Annotated in this window: 13 protein-coding genes; 4 read left to right on the forward strand and 9 right to left on the reverse strand. The window is 76.3% G+C overall.

The features are described 5' to 3' along the window. Positions 1 to 19: 19 nt before the first annotated feature. Positions 20 to 2,056 carry an intein-containing Rv2578c family radical SAM protein gene (locus ACZ6PY_RS03290; protein ID WP_466068767.1) on the reverse strand — a complete coding sequence of 679 codons (2,037 nt, stop codon included), beginning with the start codon at positions 2,054 to 2,056 and terminating at the stop codon, positions 20 to 22. Positions 2,057 to 2,148: 92 nt separating this feature from the next. On the opposite strand from ACZ6PY_RS03290, the gene ACZ6PY_RS03295 reads away from it, so the two are divergent. After that, complete coding sequence (locus ACZ6PY_RS03295) at positions 2,149 to 2,529, forward strand: thiol-disulfide oxidoreductase DCC family protein (protein ID WP_466068769.1); 381 nt, start codon at positions 2,149 to 2,151, stop codon at positions 2,527 to 2,529. 16 nt (positions 2,530 to 2,545) lie between these two features. Here the strand turns inward: ACZ6PY_RS03295 and ACZ6PY_RS03300 are convergent, their stop codons facing one another. The 6 genes from ACZ6PY_RS03300 to ACZ6PY_RS03325 all read right to left on the reverse strand — a co-directional run bounded on the left by ACZ6PY_RS03300 (position 2,546) and on the right by ACZ6PY_RS03325 (position 9,925). Beyond that, positions 2,546 to 3,292 (reverse strand): cellulose binding domain-containing protein, encoded by a 747-nt coding sequence (locus ACZ6PY_RS03300; RefSeq protein WP_466068771.1) that lies wholly within the window; start codon positions 3,290 to 3,292, stop codon positions 2,546 to 2,548. Positions 3,293 to 3,362: 70 nt separating this feature from the next. Continuing rightward, positions 3,363 to 3,743 (reverse strand): DUF742 domain-containing protein, encoded by a 381-nt coding sequence (locus tag ACZ6PY_RS03305; RefSeq protein ID WP_466068773.1) that lies wholly within the window; start codon positions 3,741 to 3,743, stop codon positions 3,363 to 3,365. Next, positions 3,721 to 4,167, reverse strand: coding sequence for a roadblock/LC7 domain-containing protein (locus tag ACZ6PY_RS03310; protein ID WP_466068775.1), 447 nt, complete (start codon positions 4,165 to 4,167; stop codon positions 3,721 to 3,723). The genes ACZ6PY_RS03305 and ACZ6PY_RS03310 overlap by 23 nt, the downstream gene beginning before the upstream one ends. Next, positions 4,168 to 6,105 (reverse strand): sensor histidine kinase, encoded by a 1,938-nt coding sequence (locus tag ACZ6PY_RS03315; RefSeq protein ID WP_466068777.1) that lies wholly within the window; start codon positions 6,103 to 6,105, stop codon positions 4,168 to 4,170. It abuts the gene before it with no gap. Then, entirely contained in the window at positions 6,102 to 8,654 is a 2,553-nt protein-coding gene (locus ACZ6PY_RS03320) for a helix-turn-helix transcriptional regulator (RefSeq protein WP_466068779.1), read from the reverse strand. The genes ACZ6PY_RS03315 and ACZ6PY_RS03320 overlap by 4 nt, the downstream gene beginning before the upstream one ends. A 5-nt stretch (positions 8,655 to 8,659) precedes the next feature. Next, a complete protein-coding gene (locus tag ACZ6PY_RS03325; protein WP_466068781.1) occupies positions 8,660 to 9,925 on the reverse strand; it encodes an Hsp70 family protein in 1,266 nt (421 codons plus the stop codon). 287 nt (positions 9,926 to 10,212) lie between these two features. Here ACZ6PY_RS03325 and ACZ6PY_RS03330 point away from each other — a divergent pair, with 287 nt between their 5' ends. The 3 genes from ACZ6PY_RS03330 to ACZ6PY_RS03340 all read left to right on the forward strand — a co-directional run bounded on the left by ACZ6PY_RS03330 (position 10,213) and on the right by ACZ6PY_RS03340 (position 14,553). Further along, positions 10,213 to 11,130: an IniB N-terminal domain-containing protein gene (locus ACZ6PY_RS03330; protein WP_466068782.1), complete on the forward strand. Its 918-nt coding sequence runs from the start codon at positions 10,213 to 10,215 to the stop codon at positions 11,128 to 11,130. A 100-nt stretch (positions 11,131 to 11,230) separates the two neighbouring features. Next, positions 11,231 to 13,090, forward strand: a complete 1,860-nt coding sequence (locus ACZ6PY_RS03335; RefSeq protein ID WP_466068784.1) for a dynamin family protein — start codon at positions 11,231 to 11,233, stop codon at positions 13,088 to 13,090. Beyond that, positions 13,087 to 14,553 carry a dynamin family protein gene (locus tag ACZ6PY_RS03340; protein WP_466068786.1) on the forward strand — a complete coding sequence of 489 codons (1,467 nt, stop codon included), beginning with the start codon at positions 13,087 to 13,089 and terminating at the stop codon, positions 14,551 to 14,553. The genes ACZ6PY_RS03335 and ACZ6PY_RS03340 overlap by 4 nt, the downstream gene beginning before the upstream one ends. Here ACZ6PY_RS03340 and ACZ6PY_RS03345 read toward each other — a convergent pair. Next, complete coding sequence (locus ACZ6PY_RS03345; RefSeq protein ID WP_466068788.1) at positions 14,467 to 15,369, reverse strand: MFS transporter permease; 903 nt, start codon at positions 15,367 to 15,369, stop codon at positions 14,467 to 14,469. The genes ACZ6PY_RS03340 and ACZ6PY_RS03345 overlap by 87 nt on opposite strands. Further along, positions 15,366 to 15,806, reverse strand: coding sequence for a hypothetical protein (locus ACZ6PY_RS03350; protein WP_466068789.1), 441 nt, complete (start codon positions 15,804 to 15,806; stop codon positions 15,366 to 15,368). Before ACZ6PY_RS03350 ends, ACZ6PY_RS03345 begins: the two co-directional genes overlap by 4 nt. Between the last annotated feature and the right edge of the window lie 162 nt (positions 15,807 to 15,968).

Here is a 15,968-nt window from a genome sequence, read left to right on the forward strand (position 1 = left end):
CGGACGGCCGCGCTCCCGGTCACAGCAGGGACAGCTGCTCGGCCGCCGGGGCGGGCGGCTCGGGCAGCCGCCGGTTGTCGCCGACCTCGCCCCGGTGCAGCCCGTGCCGGCGGGCCGCCATCCGCACCCGCGCGGTCACCTCCCGCTGGTAGGCCTGCGGCGCGTACGCCCCGGCCTGGTAGAGCTGCCGGTAGCGGGGGACCAGGTGCGGGAACTCACGGGCCAGCCAGCGCGCGTACCACTCGCGGGCGCCGGGGCGCAGGTGCAGCGGCAGCGGGGTGACGCTGGTGGCCCCGGACGCGGCGACCGCGGCGACCGTCGCGTCGATCGACTCGTCGTCGTCGCTGAGCCCCGGCAGGATCGGCGCCATGAGCACCCCGACGGAGAAGCCGGCGTCGGTGAGCCGGCGGACGGCGTCGAGGCGGCGACGCGGGCTCGGCGTGCCCGGCTCGACGGCCCGCCACAGCGCCTCGTCCACGAACCCCACCGAGTAGGACAACCCGACGCGGGTCACCTCGGCGGCCTGGCGCAGCAGCGGCAGGTCCCGCAGCAGCAGGGTGCCCTTGGTCAGGATCGAGAACGGGTTGGCGAAGTCACGCAGCGCCGCGAGGATCTGCGGCATGAGCGCGTAGCGCCCCTCGGCCCGCTGATAGCAGTCCACGTTGGTGCCCATGGCGATGTGCGCGCCGCGCCACCTCGGCGCGGCCAGCTCACGGCGGACCAGCTCGCCGGCGTTGACCTTGACGATCACCTTCCGGTCGAAGTCCGCGCCGGCGTCGAGGTCGAGGTAGGTGTGCGTGTTGCGGGCGAAGCAGTTGTGGCTGACCACCCCGTTGGCGATGAAGTCACCGGTGCCGGTGGTGATGTCCCAGAGCGGCAGCTCCAGCCCGAGATCCTCGATGCTCGCCACCCGCAGCCGGGCCCGGCACTTGAGCGCCATGCCCTCGATCGAACGCTTGCCGGTGACCGCCGGGTCGGTCAGGTGGAAGAAGCGCAGCCGCTCCGGCAGGCCGCCGGTCAGCCGGAGCTGGCGGGCCCGGTTGAGGTTGCCCGGATCGTCGAGCGCCCACCGGAAGCCGAACCGGTCCAGGGCGGTGGCCGCCCGGCGCAGGCTCCCGTCGTCGCCCACGGTGATCCGGAACACGCCCCGCCGGCAACTGCCGGCCGCGTCGAAGGTGCCGGCCAGGAAGCCCAGCCACCAGTCGTCGGTCGGCTCGTCGTCGGGACGGATCAGCCCGGCGACCGCCTCGGCGTCGCCGGGGTGGGCGGTGCGGATCGGGGTCGTCGCCCGGCGGGGGGCGCGGACCGGCGGGCCGGCCAGCCGCTCCGCGCCGATCCCGGCGTCGGCGAGGAACCGCTCCGCGCGCTCCAGCGCCTCCTCGTCGGCCGTGGCCAGCCGGAAGCGGCTGCCCGGGTGGTCGGCGTCGCGCACCAGCGCGCAGAGGTAGCCCCGCCGGTAGTCGGCCGAGCGCTTCGGTGCGGAGGCGAACCCGCCCGTGCCGAGCAGGCGGTTGCGGGTGGTCAGGTAGGGCCGCCGGCCGCCACCCCGCATGCTGCCGGTCACGTGCTTCCAGCCGCGTTCGGTGAGGAACCGGTGGTCGCCGCTGGCGACGAGCGTGGTGCCGTCCTCCAGGGTCACCCGGTGGGCCCGCTTCACCGTCGACCACTTGGCCCGCACGGTGGTGACCACGTAGTGCCGGTAGGCACCCCGCCGCTCGGTGCCGTAGATCCGGTCGCCGACCTCCAGCTCGCTGATCGGCCTGGTGCGGCCGTCGGCCATCAGGATCGGCGTGTCGCCCGCCAGGCAGTACACACACGCGTGGGAGCAGCCGCGGTAGGGGTTGATCGTCCACTCGAACGGGACGCGGGACTGGCCCGGCACGCGATTGATGATCGACTTGGCCCGCACCTCGTAGAAGGTCATGCCGGCGAAGCCGGGGGTGTCGAACGTGCGGGCGACCGCGCCGGGGAGCGCCAGCGGCAGGGGTGGAGCCGCCGGCGCTGCCCCGTCGGGAGTCCCCTCGTCCGGGGGAGCGGAGAGGTTGTCCCAGCGCATGTGCTTCATTCGAACACGCGTACGAACGAAGCGCAAGTGACCCGCCGGACACCGGCCACCGGAGTGGGTGCGGCGGGGTGCAGGATGGGGACATGGAGACGTCGACCTTCGTCTACGACGGCGACTGCGCGTTCTGCACCAAGTGCGCGCGGATCATCGAGCGGTGGATCCCCACCAGCGCCCGGGTGCTGCCCTGGCAGTTCGCCGACCTCGACGCGCTCGGCCTGAGCGTCGCCGAGTGCGACGAGGCGGTGCAGTGGGTCGGCGCGGACGGCGTACGCGCCGCCGGCCCGGACGCCATCGCCCGGCTGCTCGGCGACAGCAACCCGCTCTGGCGGACCGCCGGGGCCGGTCTCCGGTTCCCCCCGGTCCGCGCCGCCGCCTGGCCGGCGTACCGCTGGGTGGCCCGCAACCGCCACCGCCTGCCCGGCGGCACCGCGGCCTGCGCGGTCCCGTCCGCCGCGCGCGACTGACGCGCCGACCCGCCGGTCAGTCCGGCAGGCCCGTGCAGGCGGCGCCGTCGATGGTGCACGCCGTGGGCGTGGCGCTGATCGCCGCGCCACTCACCCGGAACGTGACCCGCACCGTGCCGCCGCCCGGCACCCGGCCGGTGTCCCCCTCCGGCACGAACGTCCACGTCGCGCCGTCCCGGCTGGCCCGGGCCCCGGTGACCGAGGTGACCCGGAGCGAGTCGCGGGGCAGCACGACCACCAGGGTCCAGGTCGGTGCCGGCACGCTGCCCGGGTTGTCGATCGTCACCGCGGCGCCGTAGCTGAGCAGGGCGTTGTCCTCGACGGCGAAGGCGGCCCCCAGCGGGACGGGCGGCGGTGACGCCGGGGTGGTCGCCGCCGGCGCCCCGGTCGAGGGCCGCGCGGCGGGCGGGACCGGGGCTCCGGGCGCGGCCGTGGTCACCGGCGGTATGGCCGTCCGCCGGGTGGCGTCGCTCGGCTCGGGCCGCTCCTCCGGCGTCCCGGTCGCCTCCGGGCCGGTCGCCGGCACGCTGCCGGCCGGGCCCACGGCCACCGGGCTCAGCCGCTCCGGCGTGCGCAGCACCGTGACGATCGAGTACGCCGTCGCCAGCAGCACCCCCAGCGAGGCGGCGATCGCCACGAACGCGAGCCGCGAGCCGTCACGCCGGCCGACGAGGGCGCGACGCACGGCCCCGACCGCGGCGACGAGCCCGTCCAACAGGATGAGCGGCAGGGTCCGCCGTGGCGGGGACGGTGGTGCCGGCACTGGGCCTTCCCCCTTCAGGTCGTCCATCGGGCCGGAGGCCGCGGTCTCCCGGGCCCGGCGGTCTCCGCCGTCACAGCGTGCGGAGGCCGTCGAGCAGCGCCTCGAGCAGTTCCCTGGACGGCGCCCCGGACAGCGACGGCGGCTCGTGCGTCTCGATCAGGCCCGCCTCCAGCAGATCGCCGAGCAGTACCCGGACGGTACCCAACGGCAGCTCCAGTTCGGCAGCGACCTCCGCCACCGACAGTGGACGGTGGCACCGCTCGATTATGCGGGCCTGCTCGGGAAACAGCTGTGCGGAGGCAGGGGCGGTCCGCCGGGCCACCACGAGGGAGATCAGGTCGAGCCGGCCGTGGTCGGACGTGAGACGTCCGCGCGTCACCGTGTACGGCCGGGCCACCGGCCCGGCATCCTCGTCGTACCAGGCCTCGTCATGGTCTCCAGTGGTGTGCACCGCTGATCCCGCCTGCCACCGTGGGGGCCGGTTCGAGGTAGACGGGCAGGGCCCGCTCGGCCTGCGCCGCGAACAGCGCCACCTCGTACGCCATGTCGCCGACGTCGGCGTCACCGCCCATCCGGACGGTGAGGATCGCGCCGCCCCGGGTGGTGGCGACGAACACGAACGAGCGCGCCATCTGCACGACGACCTGCCGCAGCCCGCCGGCCACGCACACCCGGCCGGCGGCCTGGCCCAACGCGTACAGCCCGCTGACCAGGCTGGCGACCTGCTCGGCGAGCTGGTCCTCGACGTGCCGGGACCGGCCGAGCAGCAGCCCGTCGGGGGAGAGCACCACGGCGACCTCGGCCCCCGGAACCCGGTCGACCAGGCCGTCCAGGGCCGCGGCCAGACTGTCGGTGGCGACCGCTGAATGCGTCATCTAGGTCCTCTCCCGCTGTTGCGGAGCGTTGTCTCGGAGGGTGTCGGGGTCGGTGGGTGCGGGTCGGACCGCCCCGGACCGGCGGATCCGGGTGGGCAGCGCGCCGCCGGGGACCGTCGCGGCCGGCGGGTGCGGCGCCGGGGCCGGCGCCGGCCCGGCCGCGCCGGCCACCGGGCCGCCGGAGGGCGGGGTCGCGGCGACCAGGCCGGGCGGCAGCAGGACCACGGCGGCGGTTCCGCCGCGCGGGCCGGGCCGCAGCGACACCCGGGCGCCGCACCGGGCGGCGAGGAGGGCGGCGACGTGCAGCCCGGTGCGTTCGGCGGGCGGGCCGTCCGGCGGTGGCGCGCCCAGGATCCGGTTCGCCTCGGCCAGCGCGGCGGCGTCCAGGCCGGGTCCGTCGTCGAGGATCACCACGGCGCAGCCCTGCGGTCCGGGCTCGCCGGCGACCCGTACGGTGGTGTGCTCAGGGGAGCAGGCCAACCCGTTCTCGATCAGCTCGGCCAGCAGGTGGACGACGTCGGTGACGCCGGGACCGGCGAGCGTCCACGGCCAGTGCGGCGCGACGAGGACCCGGTGGTAGTCCGGCACCTCGGCGACCGCCCCGCGTACCACGTCGAGCAGTGGCACCGGCCGCCGCCAGCGGCGGGCCGGCGTCGCGCCGGCGAGGATCACCAGCTTCTCCACGTTGCGCCGGATCCGGGTGGCGAGATGGTCGAGCCGGAACAGGTCGGCCGTCTCCTCCGCCGTCCGGTCCCGCCGTTCCATCGCGCCCAGCAGGTCGAGCTGCTCGCGCAGGAGTGCCTGGTTGCGCCGGGTCAGCCGCAGGAACAGCTCGCCCGTGGCGGTCCCCGCCGGCGCGGAACCGGCCTCGCCCGGGGTGCCCGCCGGGGAGACGGTCGCCGGGCGGTCCGGCCCGTCGGCCGGGCGGCGGACGGTGCGGGCCGAGCCGACAAGCACGACGAGCACGGCGATGAGCCCGAGCCCCACCACCAGGCCGGTCCGGGTGACCACCAGCGCGGCGCCCGGCGCGGCCCGCTCGACGCTGCCCCGGGCCGTGGTGGTGAGCAGGTCCCGCAGCCCGCTCAGGGCCGGGTCGGCGGCCTCCCGCCAGCTCCGCGTGCTGATCCCGGCCGTGCCGCCGGCCTCCCCGGCCCGGAGCAGCCGGTCCTCCAGCCTCAGCAGGCCGGCGAACCGGGGGCCCTCCACCAGCCGCCGGTGCTGGTCCTGCCCGCCGGCCGGCAACGCGGCGGCGGCCGTCGTCCGGGCGTACCGCTGAACGGTCACCAGCTCGGCCAGGCGGCGCCGGTCGTCCTCGCCGACCCCGCCGCCGGCCAGGGCGGCGGTCACCAGGGTGTCCTCGCGGGCGAGCAGCTCGCGGGCCCGGGCCAGCGCGACGACGGCCCGGCTCTCGGCGGCCAGCTCGTCCTCGCGGCCGCCCCACTCCGGGCCGTACACCGCGAAGGCGGTGTCGACCAGCCGGTCGTACGCGGCGACCGCGCTGGGCCGGTCGAGCCGCCCGCCGTCCACCTCGGCCCGCAGGGTGGCCAGCCCGGTCAGCTGCCGGACCAGCTCGGCGGCCCGGTCCCGCACCGCGCCCGCCGTGAGCAGGCGCGGGTCGTGGCCCTCGGTGAACGCGCGCACCGGGGCGACCGCGCCGTCCGTCCGGTCCCGCGCCTCGGCGAGCGCGGCCCGGGTGCGCCCGGCGCCCGCGATCGTCTCGGCGGTCAGCCGGCGTTCGAGCTGGAGGTCGAGGATCAGCAGGTCGGTGGGCTGGCCGAGAGTGTCCGCCAGGGCCCGGACCCGCACGAGGCCGGCGGCGTCGCGGCCGGTCAGCACGGCCGCGTACGCCCACAGGGTCAGCAGCACGGCGGCCAGCGCGCCGAGCTTCAGGCGGGTCCGCCGGTCACCGGTCCGGCGCGGCCCGGCCGGCCGGCTCACCGGGCCTCCCGTTCCGGCCAGGGCTGCCGGCCGGCGCTCGACCGGTCCGCCACGACGGTGCGCAGGAGGGCCAGCAGCTCCGCGCGGCTGGCGCAGTTCAGCCGGGACCGCATCCGTGCCACGTGGTGCTCCACCGTCTTCGCCGAGATGAAGAGCCGGTCGCCGATTTCCCGGTAGGTCAGGCCGGCCAGCACCAACTCGGCCACCTCGCGCTCCCGGTCGCTGAGCCGGTACCGGGTGGGGCCGGCGTCGGCCACCGGCGCCGCGCCGTCGCCAGCGCCGTCCGCTCGGGCGGGCGACCGGGCCTGGAGCACCCGGGCGCACTCCAGGAGGGTGGTCATGGCGCGCCGGTCCGAGGTGCGGATCGCGGCCTGCCCGGCGAGGCGGGCGGCGTCCCAGCACAGCCCGGCGTCGTGCAGCCCGCGGGCGGCGGCCTCCACCCGGACCGGGTCCACGACGCCGCGCAGCACCTCGACCCAGACCGTGGCGGCCCCGGCGGCCACGGCGGCGTACCGGCTGTGCTCGGCGGCGGCGAGCAGGGCGGCGACGTGCGCGTCGGCGACCGCCGGCTCCTCGGTGAGGATGGCGGCGTGCAGCCCGGTCCAGTGCAGCGGCGCGCTCCACAGCGCCGGGCCGCCGAGCCGGTCCAGCAGCAGCCACCCCTCGCGCAGGTAGGGCGCCAACCGGGCCAGGTCGCCGAGCCGGGCGCCGGCGACCGCCAGCTCGCCCAGCGGCAGCAGCGTGAACAGGTCCACCGGGTGCCGGACCACGGCCTCCAGCGCCGGGCCCCACCCGCGTTGCAGCCCCGCGACGTCGCTGTTGCGGCGCGCGATGCCGAGCCGGAGCGCAGTGGCCAGGAGCAGGTCGCGCGACTCCAGCGGCCGGTCGCCGGCGGTCACCGCGGCGAGGCGGTCGGCGGCCGCGGCCGTCTGGCCGCGCACCATCAGGATCCAGGCCTGCAGCAACCGGTGCCGGTGGGCCATCAGCGGCCCGCCGATGCCGGTCGTCACGGCCCGCTCCAGCACACCCTCGGCGATGTCCAACTCGGCACAGTGGATCGCGGTCAGCGCGGCGAGCGCGGCCGGACTGTCCGGCAGGAGCACCCGGCGCCCGTCCGGCTCGAGCAGCGCGGTGGCCTGCACCAGCCGGGACAGGGCGCTGGTCGGCGGGGCGGTGATGCTCTCGCGTACCCCCTCGGCCATCAACCGCGCGGCGCTGGCGTGCAGGGTCGGCGGCCCGCCGGTCGGGTCCTCGGGCAGGTCCACGCCCGCGGCCGGGCGGCCGAGAGCGAGCGCTCCGACGGTGGCGAACGCCGCGGACGGTGCGAGGCCGGACCACCGGTACAGCTCGACGCTGCGCTCCACCTGGCCCCGGTGCGCCAGCGCGGTCGCGGCCACCGTGGCCGCCTCCGCCCGCACGGCCGGCGGTGCCGTCGCGAGCAGCCGGTTCGCCAGCCGCAGCGCGGCCTCCAGGTCGCCGGCGAGCGCCGCGGCGACGGCCTGGCGGGCGCCGGCCGGCAGACCTCCGGCGGTGGCCGCCGCGAACAGCTCGGCGGAGAGTGCCGGCTCACCGCCGAGCGCCTCCTCGGCCGCGGCCTCCAGCGCCCCGGCCGGGCAGTCGTCGAGGGCACCGGCCGCCCGCAGCGACCGGATCAGCGGGAGCACCGCCGCACCACGACCGAGCTGCACCTCCGTGAGGCGGCGCCAGATCGCGGTGCGTTCGGTGGCCGGGCTGAGCGCGACCACCGCCCGCCGCACGATCGGTGCGAGCCGGCCGTCCGCGCCGAGCAGGCCCGCCGCCCTGGTGTACGCCACCAGCTCGTCCACCGAGGCCGGCTCCCGGTCGAGCAGCGGGCCGAGGAGGTCCACGGGCAGCGGGACGCCCGCGGCGACGGCCAGCAGCAGCCGCCGGACGTCCCGCGGAAGCTCCTCCAGGTCCGGCCCGAACGCGAGGACGGCCGCCCGTGGCGGCTCGGCCGGAAGGCCGGGGGGGCTCTCCGACCCGCGCAACCCACCGGCCAGCCGCTCGACGTCCCGCGGCACCCCACCGGTCTGCGCGTGCACGAACGCGGCCAGCTCGCCGTCCCGGCCGAGGTCGGGTACGCGGGCGAGGTAGTCGCGGGTCTGTTCGACGGTGAACGGGTCGAGCACGACCTGCTGCCCGTCCCGTTTCAGCGCCTCGGCCAGCCCGGCCAGTCCCGCCGGCCGGGGCCACGGGCGGTAACCGACCAGCAGCCGGTGCCGGCCGCCGACCACGAGCCGGCGCAGCGTCTCGAGGCGGGCGTCGTCCAGCAGGTGCGCGTCGTCGACGAGCAGCACGGCCTCGGGGTCGGCCGGGCGGTCCGGGCCCGGAGCGCCTTCCCGGACCGTGCCGCCCGCGTCGAGGTGGGCCCGCGCCAGTGCCCGGAGCAGCGCGGTCTTGCCGTGGCCGCCGGGACCCGTCACGCCGACCGCGAGCGGGCGCCCGGGATCCGCCGCGACCGCTCCGAGCAGCGCGGTCGGCGCGGAGCCCAGCACGAGCCGGGCGTCGGAGACGGTACTCATGATCATGTCGGTCATCCTTCGCGGTCCCGGACCCGGCCGCGGGCCAGCGCCAGGCGGGACGCCTTCGGCAGGTTCAGCGGCGTGATCCGGACCGGGGGGCGGGCCGGGGGCTCGCCGCGGCGGGGGTGGTCGGGTTCGGCCTGCCGCCACTCCCGAACGGCCGGCGCGGCCGCACCGACCGGGGCGGTGGCGGTGGCGGGGGCCGGCGCCGGCCGGCGCGGGCGCGGTGACACCACCTGGCAGGCGGCCAGCGCCGCCCCGGTGGCGGCGGTCAGCTGCGGGTCCGGCTCCACCTCGACGGGGACGGGAAACGCCGCGGCGAGCAGCTCGGTGACCAGCGGGATCCGGGCCGAGCCGCCGGTCAGGAGGACACCGTCGAGCTGCGCGGGTGTCAGGCCGGCGGAGTGCACGGTCTGCGCCAGCAGGTCGACGGTGGCGCGCACCGCGGGGCGGATCAGGTCCTCGAACCGCGCCCGGGTCACCGGCACCCGGACCGGTCCGCTCGGCAGGGTGAGCAGGACGTCGGTCTCCGTGGCGATGGTCAGCTCCCGCTTGACGCGGTCGCACTCCGCCAGCAACCCGTGCAAAGCCGGGTGCGCTTCCCCGCCGGCGAGTTCACGGCCGAGCGTGGCGCGTACGTGCTCGGCGAGCGCCTCGTCGAAGTCGGTGCCGCCGAGCCACTCCAGACCCTGCGGCAGGCCGAACGTCTCGTACCTGCCCCGCGCGTTGCGGCGGACCAGCGCCGCCTCGAACGTGTTGCCGCCCAGGGCGTAGACCGCGGCCGTGGTGCCCGGGAAGCCCCGCGCCGCATGGCTCTCGGCGACCGTGACCGTGTGCGGGAGCAGGGTGACGTTCCGCAGGTCGAGGGCCCACAGCGCGCGGTGCAGCAGGTCCCGCCGGTGCGGGCCCCACCCGGCCGGATGGCTCAGCACGACGGCCTCGGCGAACGCTCCCTCGTGGGCGGCGACCCGGTGCGCCACCCACGCCGCCAGCTCGGCGACCAGCGTCTCCGGTGGGCACGGCTCGCCGCCGAGCAGGAGGGGCACGTCGTCACCGACCCGGCGGACGAAGTCGCGGGTGGTGCCGCCGCGGTCGCCGGTCGCCGGCTCGCCCACCCGCAGCGACCCGTCGGGCGCCAGGTGCAGCACCGACGGTACGACGGCCGACCGGCCACCCAGCGTGACGACCTCGGGGCGGGCCCAGGCGTCGCCCCGCCGCCTCGCGACGGTGGCGGCCGTGCCGGTGTTCCCGATGTCCAACCCCAGGACGTACGGCATCAGTTCTTCCTCCACGGCGAGTGGCCTGGGGACGGTGTCGGCACCGTGGCGACCCACCCCCGGCGAACCCCGTGGGCTCCTACGTTCGTACCAGAGATCGCCTCCGACCCGGTACCCTAACTCCGGCCGGCCCGGCTCCCCCTGTCCCCCTAACGCACGAGGGGGCGAGGGCCCTAATCGGCGGGGGCGGGTTGCGGGTCGCGCCCCGATGACCACCGGCGACCCCCGGCCCTAGCGTCACTGTCGCGGCACGACGGTGCTGACGCTACGTTCGAGGAGAAGCCCCCATGGATTCGCACCAGACCCTGCACGACTTCGTGCTCAACCTGCTCACCGACCCTGACGCGCGGTCGGCCTTCGACCTCGACCCGGAGGGCGCGCTGCAGGCCGCGGGGCTCACCGACGTCACCGCCGCCGACGTGCAGGACGTCGTGCCGCTGGTGGTCGACTACGCCCCCGGCGCGGCGGGGCTCGCCCCGGTGGCCCCGGTGGTCGGGCAGCTCGGGCTCGACCCGCTCACGAGCGACGTCACCGACGTGGTCGGCCAGGTGCAGGCGGTGCCGCACCAGATCGGCGTGAGCAGCTCCCACAGCGGGGTGGACGTGTCCGCCGGCGCGCTGGGCGCCATCGCGGTCGACCCGGCCGGCCTGTACGCCGGCGCGTCCCTCGTGCCGGGCATCGGCCTGGGCGTCGGGCCGGGCGGGCTCGGCACCGACCTGACCGCGGTGCACGACGTGGCGGACACCCTCGACTCGGACGTGGTGGGCACGGTGGACACCGCCGTCGACCCGGTCGTCGGGGACGTCACCGGGGCGGTCGGCGACCCGCTCGGCACCACGGCGGGCACCGACCTGCTGCACGACGGCGGGGTGCTCGGCGGCGACCTGGGGGTCCTCTCCGGCACGCAGGCCCAGGTCCACGGCATTGTCGGCTCGCTCGGCGTCGACCAGACCCTCGGTGGGCTCGGCCTGGGTGGCGACGGCGCCGGCGCGGTCCCGCCGGTGCACATCCCGTCCACGGTGGACGGCGTGACGCACCAGGTGGACAGCACGCTCTCCGGCGTGACCGGCACGGTCAGCGGCGTGACGGGCACCGTCGGCGGCCTGACCGGCGGGCTCACCGGCGACACCGGGTCGCACGACGCGGCGGTCCACGGCGACGTGCACGCCTCGTCCGACGGCGGCCTGCTGGGCGGGCTGCTCTGACGGAGGGATCAGGCAGGAGCGGGAGGCACGATCCGGTCTCCCGCTCCTCTTCCGTTCACCACCCTCTTGATAATTGAGCCGAAATGCGCACACTTGGTCCGTGATCGCGGGGATCTGGCTGGATGTGCTCGATGAGATCGCCCGTACGTGCGGCGCACACGGGCGGGGCGACCTGCTCCAGACGGTGCGGCAGAAGCGGGTGCAACTGCTGGACCCCCGGCTGCGCGTGCTGGTCATCGGTGAGTCGCAGCAGGGCAAGAGCCAACTGATCAACGCCATCGTCAACGCGCCGGCCTGCCCGGTCGGCGACGGCCGCACCACCGTGCTGCCGACCGTGGTGCAGCACGCGGCGGCCCCGTCGGCCGCCGTGGTCCAGGCGCCGCCTCCCACCCCGGGCCGGCCCGCCGGCGCGGTGCTCCCGGTGACCGGCGAGCGGACCCCGGTGCCGCTGGACCAGGTCGCGGCCGGTGTCGCCGGCACGTTCGGCCGCCGGCCGGGCGGCGGCCCCGCGTACGTCGAGATCGGACTTCCACGCGCGCTGCTCGGCTCCGGGCTGGTGCTGGTGGACACCCCGGGCACGGAGGAGGCGGCGGCACTGGGCGCCGCCGGTCCGGCCGCCGCGCCCGCGTGGGCGGACACCGTGCTGCTGGTCTCCGACTCCACCCGGGAACTCTCGGCCGGCGAGCTGACCATGCTGCTGCACGTCGCGCGGTCGCACCCGAACGTGGTGCTGGTGCAGACCAAGACGGATCTCGTGCCGGACTGGCGCGGGGTCGCCGAGCGGAACCGGCAGCACCTCGCCGAGGCCGGCGTGCCGGCGCCGGTCATCCCGGTCTCGGCGGCCCTGCGGCTGCGCGCGGCCGTCGGCGACGACCGGGAGCTGAACGCCGAGTCCGGCTTCCCCGTGCTGATCGGCCGGCTGCAGCGGGACCTCGCCGGCAAGTCCGACCGCCTGGCCCGGGCCGCGGTCGGGGTGATCGCCCGGACCGTGGTGGAACAGCTGGCCGCGCCGCTGCGTGCCGAGCTGGAGAGTCAGGAGGTCGAGGAGCAGTCCGGCCCCATCTCCCGGCTGCACGCGGCGCAGCGCGAGGTCGACGAGCTGCGGCGCTGCTCCACGAGGTGGCAGAACTCGCTCGCCGACGAGATGGCCGACCTGCTCTCCGACATCGAGTACGACCTGCGCGACCGGACGCGGCAGATCCTGCGCGAGGTCGACGACGCGTTCGACAGCGCCGACCCGCTGGTCAGCTGGGACGCGTTCCAGGAATGGCTGGAGCGCAGCCTGTCCGAGGCGGCGGAGGCCAACCACGAGTGGCTGGTCCGGCGCTGCGACTGGGCCGCGCGGCGGGTGGCCGACAACTTCGCCCGGTACGGCGGCGACGTGCTGCCGCACTGGTCGATGACGACGCCCCCGGACCTCGGCGACGGCCTGCCCGAGCTGGAACGGCCCGCGGTCGACCGGTTCACCACGAGCCAGAAGTTGATCAGCGGCATGCGGGGCTCGTACGGGGGACTGTTGATGGTCGGCCTGGCGACGACGCTGGCCGGCATGCCCATGATCAATCCGCTGTCGGTCGGGGTTGGCGCGCTGTTCGGCGGAAAGAGCATCCGCGACGAGAGCAAGCAGCTGCTCCGCCGCCGCCAGGCGGTGGTCAAGACGGCGATCCAGCGGCACGTCGACGACTTCTTCGTCCGGGTCACCAAGGAGCGCCGGGACGCCGTCCGGCAGGTGCAGCGGATGCTGCGGGACCACTTCACGGGTCTGACCGAGGAACTCCAGGAGGCCATCGTCCGGTCGTTCCGCAGCGCCAAGCAGGCCGCCGACACCGACGCGGCCGTCCGCGAGCAGCGGCAGCGGGAGATCCGGGTGAAGATGACCCGGCTGGCCGGGCTCTTCGAGCAGGCCCAGCAGTTGACCGGCGCCCGCACCGCCCCGGCGCCGCTGGAGCCCCGGCCGTGACGGTCGGGCTGCGGCTGGACGAGGCGGTCTGGGGGCTGCTGCACCAGGCGCTCCAGCACTACCGCGACAATCCCCGCGCGACGGACCACCTGCGGCACCAGTTGGCCCGGCTGGAACAGCCGCTGCGGGTCGCGATCGCCGGCCCGTGGCGGTCCGGCAAGTCGACACTGCTGAACGCGATCATGGGCGAGGAGGTCGCGCCGGTCGACGGGGTGGACGGCAGCACGGTCTTCACCTGGTACGAGGACGGGCCCCAGCCGAGCGCCACCGCGTACGCGAACGGTCAGCCGCCGCAGGAGCTGGCGATCGCCAAGTCGGCGACCGGGATGCGGGTGGACCTCGTCGGCTGGCGGGCGGGCGAGCTGCGCGACATCGTGGTGCAGTGGCCGACCCGGACGCTGCGTCAGGTCACCCTCATCGACACCCCGGCCACCGGCCGCGACGAGCAGGGCCGGGCGCCGGTGATGGAGCGGGTGCTGCGGGACGCGGACGCGGTGCTCTACCTGACCCGGGACGGCCGCGACAGCGACCTGCGGGTGCTGGAGACCAGCCGGGAGAGCGCGGTCGGGCAGGCCGCCGCGGTGCACGTGATCATGGTGCTGTCCCGGGTGGACGAGACGGGCGGTGGACGGATCGACGGCCTGTTGACCGCTCGCCGGCTCGCCCGGCGCCAGCACCGGGACCCCCGGGTGAACGAGCTCAGCGTGCACGTCGTCCCGTGCAGCGGCCTGCTCGGCCTGGGCGGCCGGATCCTCAGCGAGTCGGACTACGCCGACCTCGCGGCGCTGGCCCGGGTGCCCCGACCGGAGCTGGAGACGCACCTGCTGTCGGCCGACCGGTTCCTCCGCGGCGACCTGCCCGTCCGGCTCGACACCGGCGTACGCGCCGGTCTGTTGGACCGGCTCGGGCTCTTCGGGATCCGGCTGGCGACCACGCTGGTCCGCACCGGCTGCGACAGCCGGGCGAAACTGTCCGCCGAGCTGATCCGGCGCAGCGGCCTGACCGAGCTGCGCGAGTCGATGGCCCGCTTCCTCGTCGACCGGCGGGACACGCTCAAGGCGCGCTCGGCCCTGGCGGCCGTCGAGGCGCTCGTGCGGGCCGAGCCGGGCCCGGGGACGGACGAGCTGCTGGGCCGGGTCGAGCAGATCCTCGTCGGGGCGCACGAGTTCCGCGAGCTGCGCCTGCTCGCCGCGCTGCGGACCAGCCGGCTCGGCTTCGACGCCGAGGTGGCCGAGGAGGCGGCGCGGCTGGTCGGCGGCGACGGGGTCGGCCTGGCGGCCCGGCTCGGCGTGGAGCACGACGCGACCGTGCACCGGCTCTGGGACGTCGCCTCGGAGGCCCAGTGGCGGTGGCGGAACCGCGCGGAGGATCCGCTGCTACGCCTGGCCCAGCGGCGCGGCGCCCAGGTCGTCGTGCGCAGTTGTGAGGGGATGCTCGCCGAGCTGGCCGAGGGGGGTCGGTGACCGGCGCCGGCGGAGCCAGGCGATCGGGCGCACCTTCTCCAGGGGCAGGAAGCTGGTCATGGCCACCAGGTGCGGCGCGAACGAGATCGTGATCGTCGCGATGGTCACCACGTGGAACGAGTAGAAGAAGCCGACCATCGCCAGCCGCCACCGCTCGGGCAGCAGGAAGACCAGCGGGCTGAGCAGCTCGAAGGCCAGGATGCCGAACTGGGCGACGATCAGCAGGTGCGGCACCTGGGCGATCACGTCGGCCAGGTCGGTGCCGCGCCGGATGATCGCGCGGGCCAGCACCGAGCCGGTGGCCCAGTCCAGGCCGCCGAAGCGGAACTTGGCCCAGGCGGCCAGGAAGTAGGTGCAGATGACCGCGATCTGCGTGACCCGCAGCGCCCAGCCGCCCGCCTCGGTGCGGGTGGGGTCGCCGTGCCGGGCCCGCCCGGCGGTGGGCAGCACGGCCAGCGCGACGAGCAGACCGACCCGGTCGTGGTCGACCTTGCCGTAGCTCATCGCGACGATCATCCACTCGAAGTAGAGGGCGAAGACCGTCCAGCCGAGCAGCCGGGGCGCGCGGCCGGTGGCGGCGAGCAGGGAGACCGCCAGCAGCACCCAGAAGACCACGCCGACCAGGGCCGGGGTGGGGGTGGGCAGCGGGAGCAGCCGGCCGATGAGCAGCGGCTGGTAGAGGTCGCCGGGCACGTCGACCCGGGTGCGTACCCAGGGGGTGAAGATCACCAGGTCGGCGGCGACGAAGAGGTAGACGAGGGTGCGGAAGGCGGCCACCCGGCCACGCGGGACCGCCTCGGTCAGCCAGCCGGTCACGGGGTGGTCTCCCAGCGTACGGCGGTGCGGTCGGTCCAGCGGCCGGTCGGCCGGCCGCCCTGGATGTCGTACCAGCGGACCACGATGCGGACCTCGACCAGCGCGGGGGCGCCCGGGTGGCGCTCGGCGTACGCCTCGGCGACCTGGCGGAGCAGGCCGGGGTCGGCGGCGTACCGGTCCTGCTGGCCCTCGATCTCGGCCCGCCGGATGCCGGTGGCGTCCTGGCCGAGCGGCACCACGGCCCCACCGCTGTCGACGCCCTCGACGCGGGTGTCGGGGGCGGGCGCGTCGGGCGGGTCGGAGGTCGAGTACATCCGGAACGGCCCGAACGGGAAGTCGTCGTCGGTGCCGCGCACGGTGCCGAGGAGGAGCAGCGCCAGCCCGAGCAGGGTGGCGCCCAGCCGGACGGCACGCCCGCGGGTGGTCAAGGTCTCCATCGGCTGGTGACGATACGGGATGAACACGGCCGGAAGGCGTCGGTCCGTCGTCCATTCCTGGCTGCCCGTGTCGGCCTTTCCGGTCGGCCCGGACGACACCGGCCGGGCCCCCGCGTGGGGGCCCGGCCGGTGGTGTCGGAGCCGGTCGGCTCGGTGTTCGGC

The organism is Micromonospora sp. NPDC048907 (genome assembly GCF_055586885.1).

What these genes read in the sequence shown, in the direction of transcription:
- ACZ6PY_RS03290 (WP_466068767.1), bottom strand. Translation starts at nt 2,056, where the DNA reads ATGCGCTGGGACAACCTCTCCGCTCCCCCGGACGAGGGGACTCCCGAC.
- ACZ6PY_RS03295 (WP_466068769.1), top strand. Translation starts at nt 2,149, where the DNA reads ATGGAGACGTCGACCTTCGTCTACGACGGCGACTGCGCGTTCTGCACC.
- ACZ6PY_RS03310 (WP_466068775.1), bottom strand. Translation starts at nt 4,167, where the DNA reads ATGACGCATTCAGCGGTCGCCACCGACAGTCTGGCCGCGGCCCTGGAC.
- ACZ6PY_RS03320 (WP_466068779.1), bottom strand. Translation starts at nt 8,654, where the DNA reads ATGATCATGAGTACCGTCTCCGACGCCCGGCTCGTGCTGGGCTCCGCG.
- ACZ6PY_RS03325 (WP_466068781.1), bottom strand. Translation starts at nt 9,925, where the DNA reads ATGCCGTACGTCCTGGGGTTGGACATCGGGAACACCGGCACGGCCGCC.
- ACZ6PY_RS03330 (WP_466068782.1), top strand. Translation starts at nt 10,213, where the DNA reads ATGGATTCGCACCAGACCCTGCACGACTTCGTGCTCAACCTGCTCACC.
- ACZ6PY_RS03350 (WP_466068789.1), bottom strand. Translation starts at nt 15,806, where the DNA reads ATGGAGACCTTGACCACCCGCGGGCGTGCCGTCCGGCTGGGCGCCACC.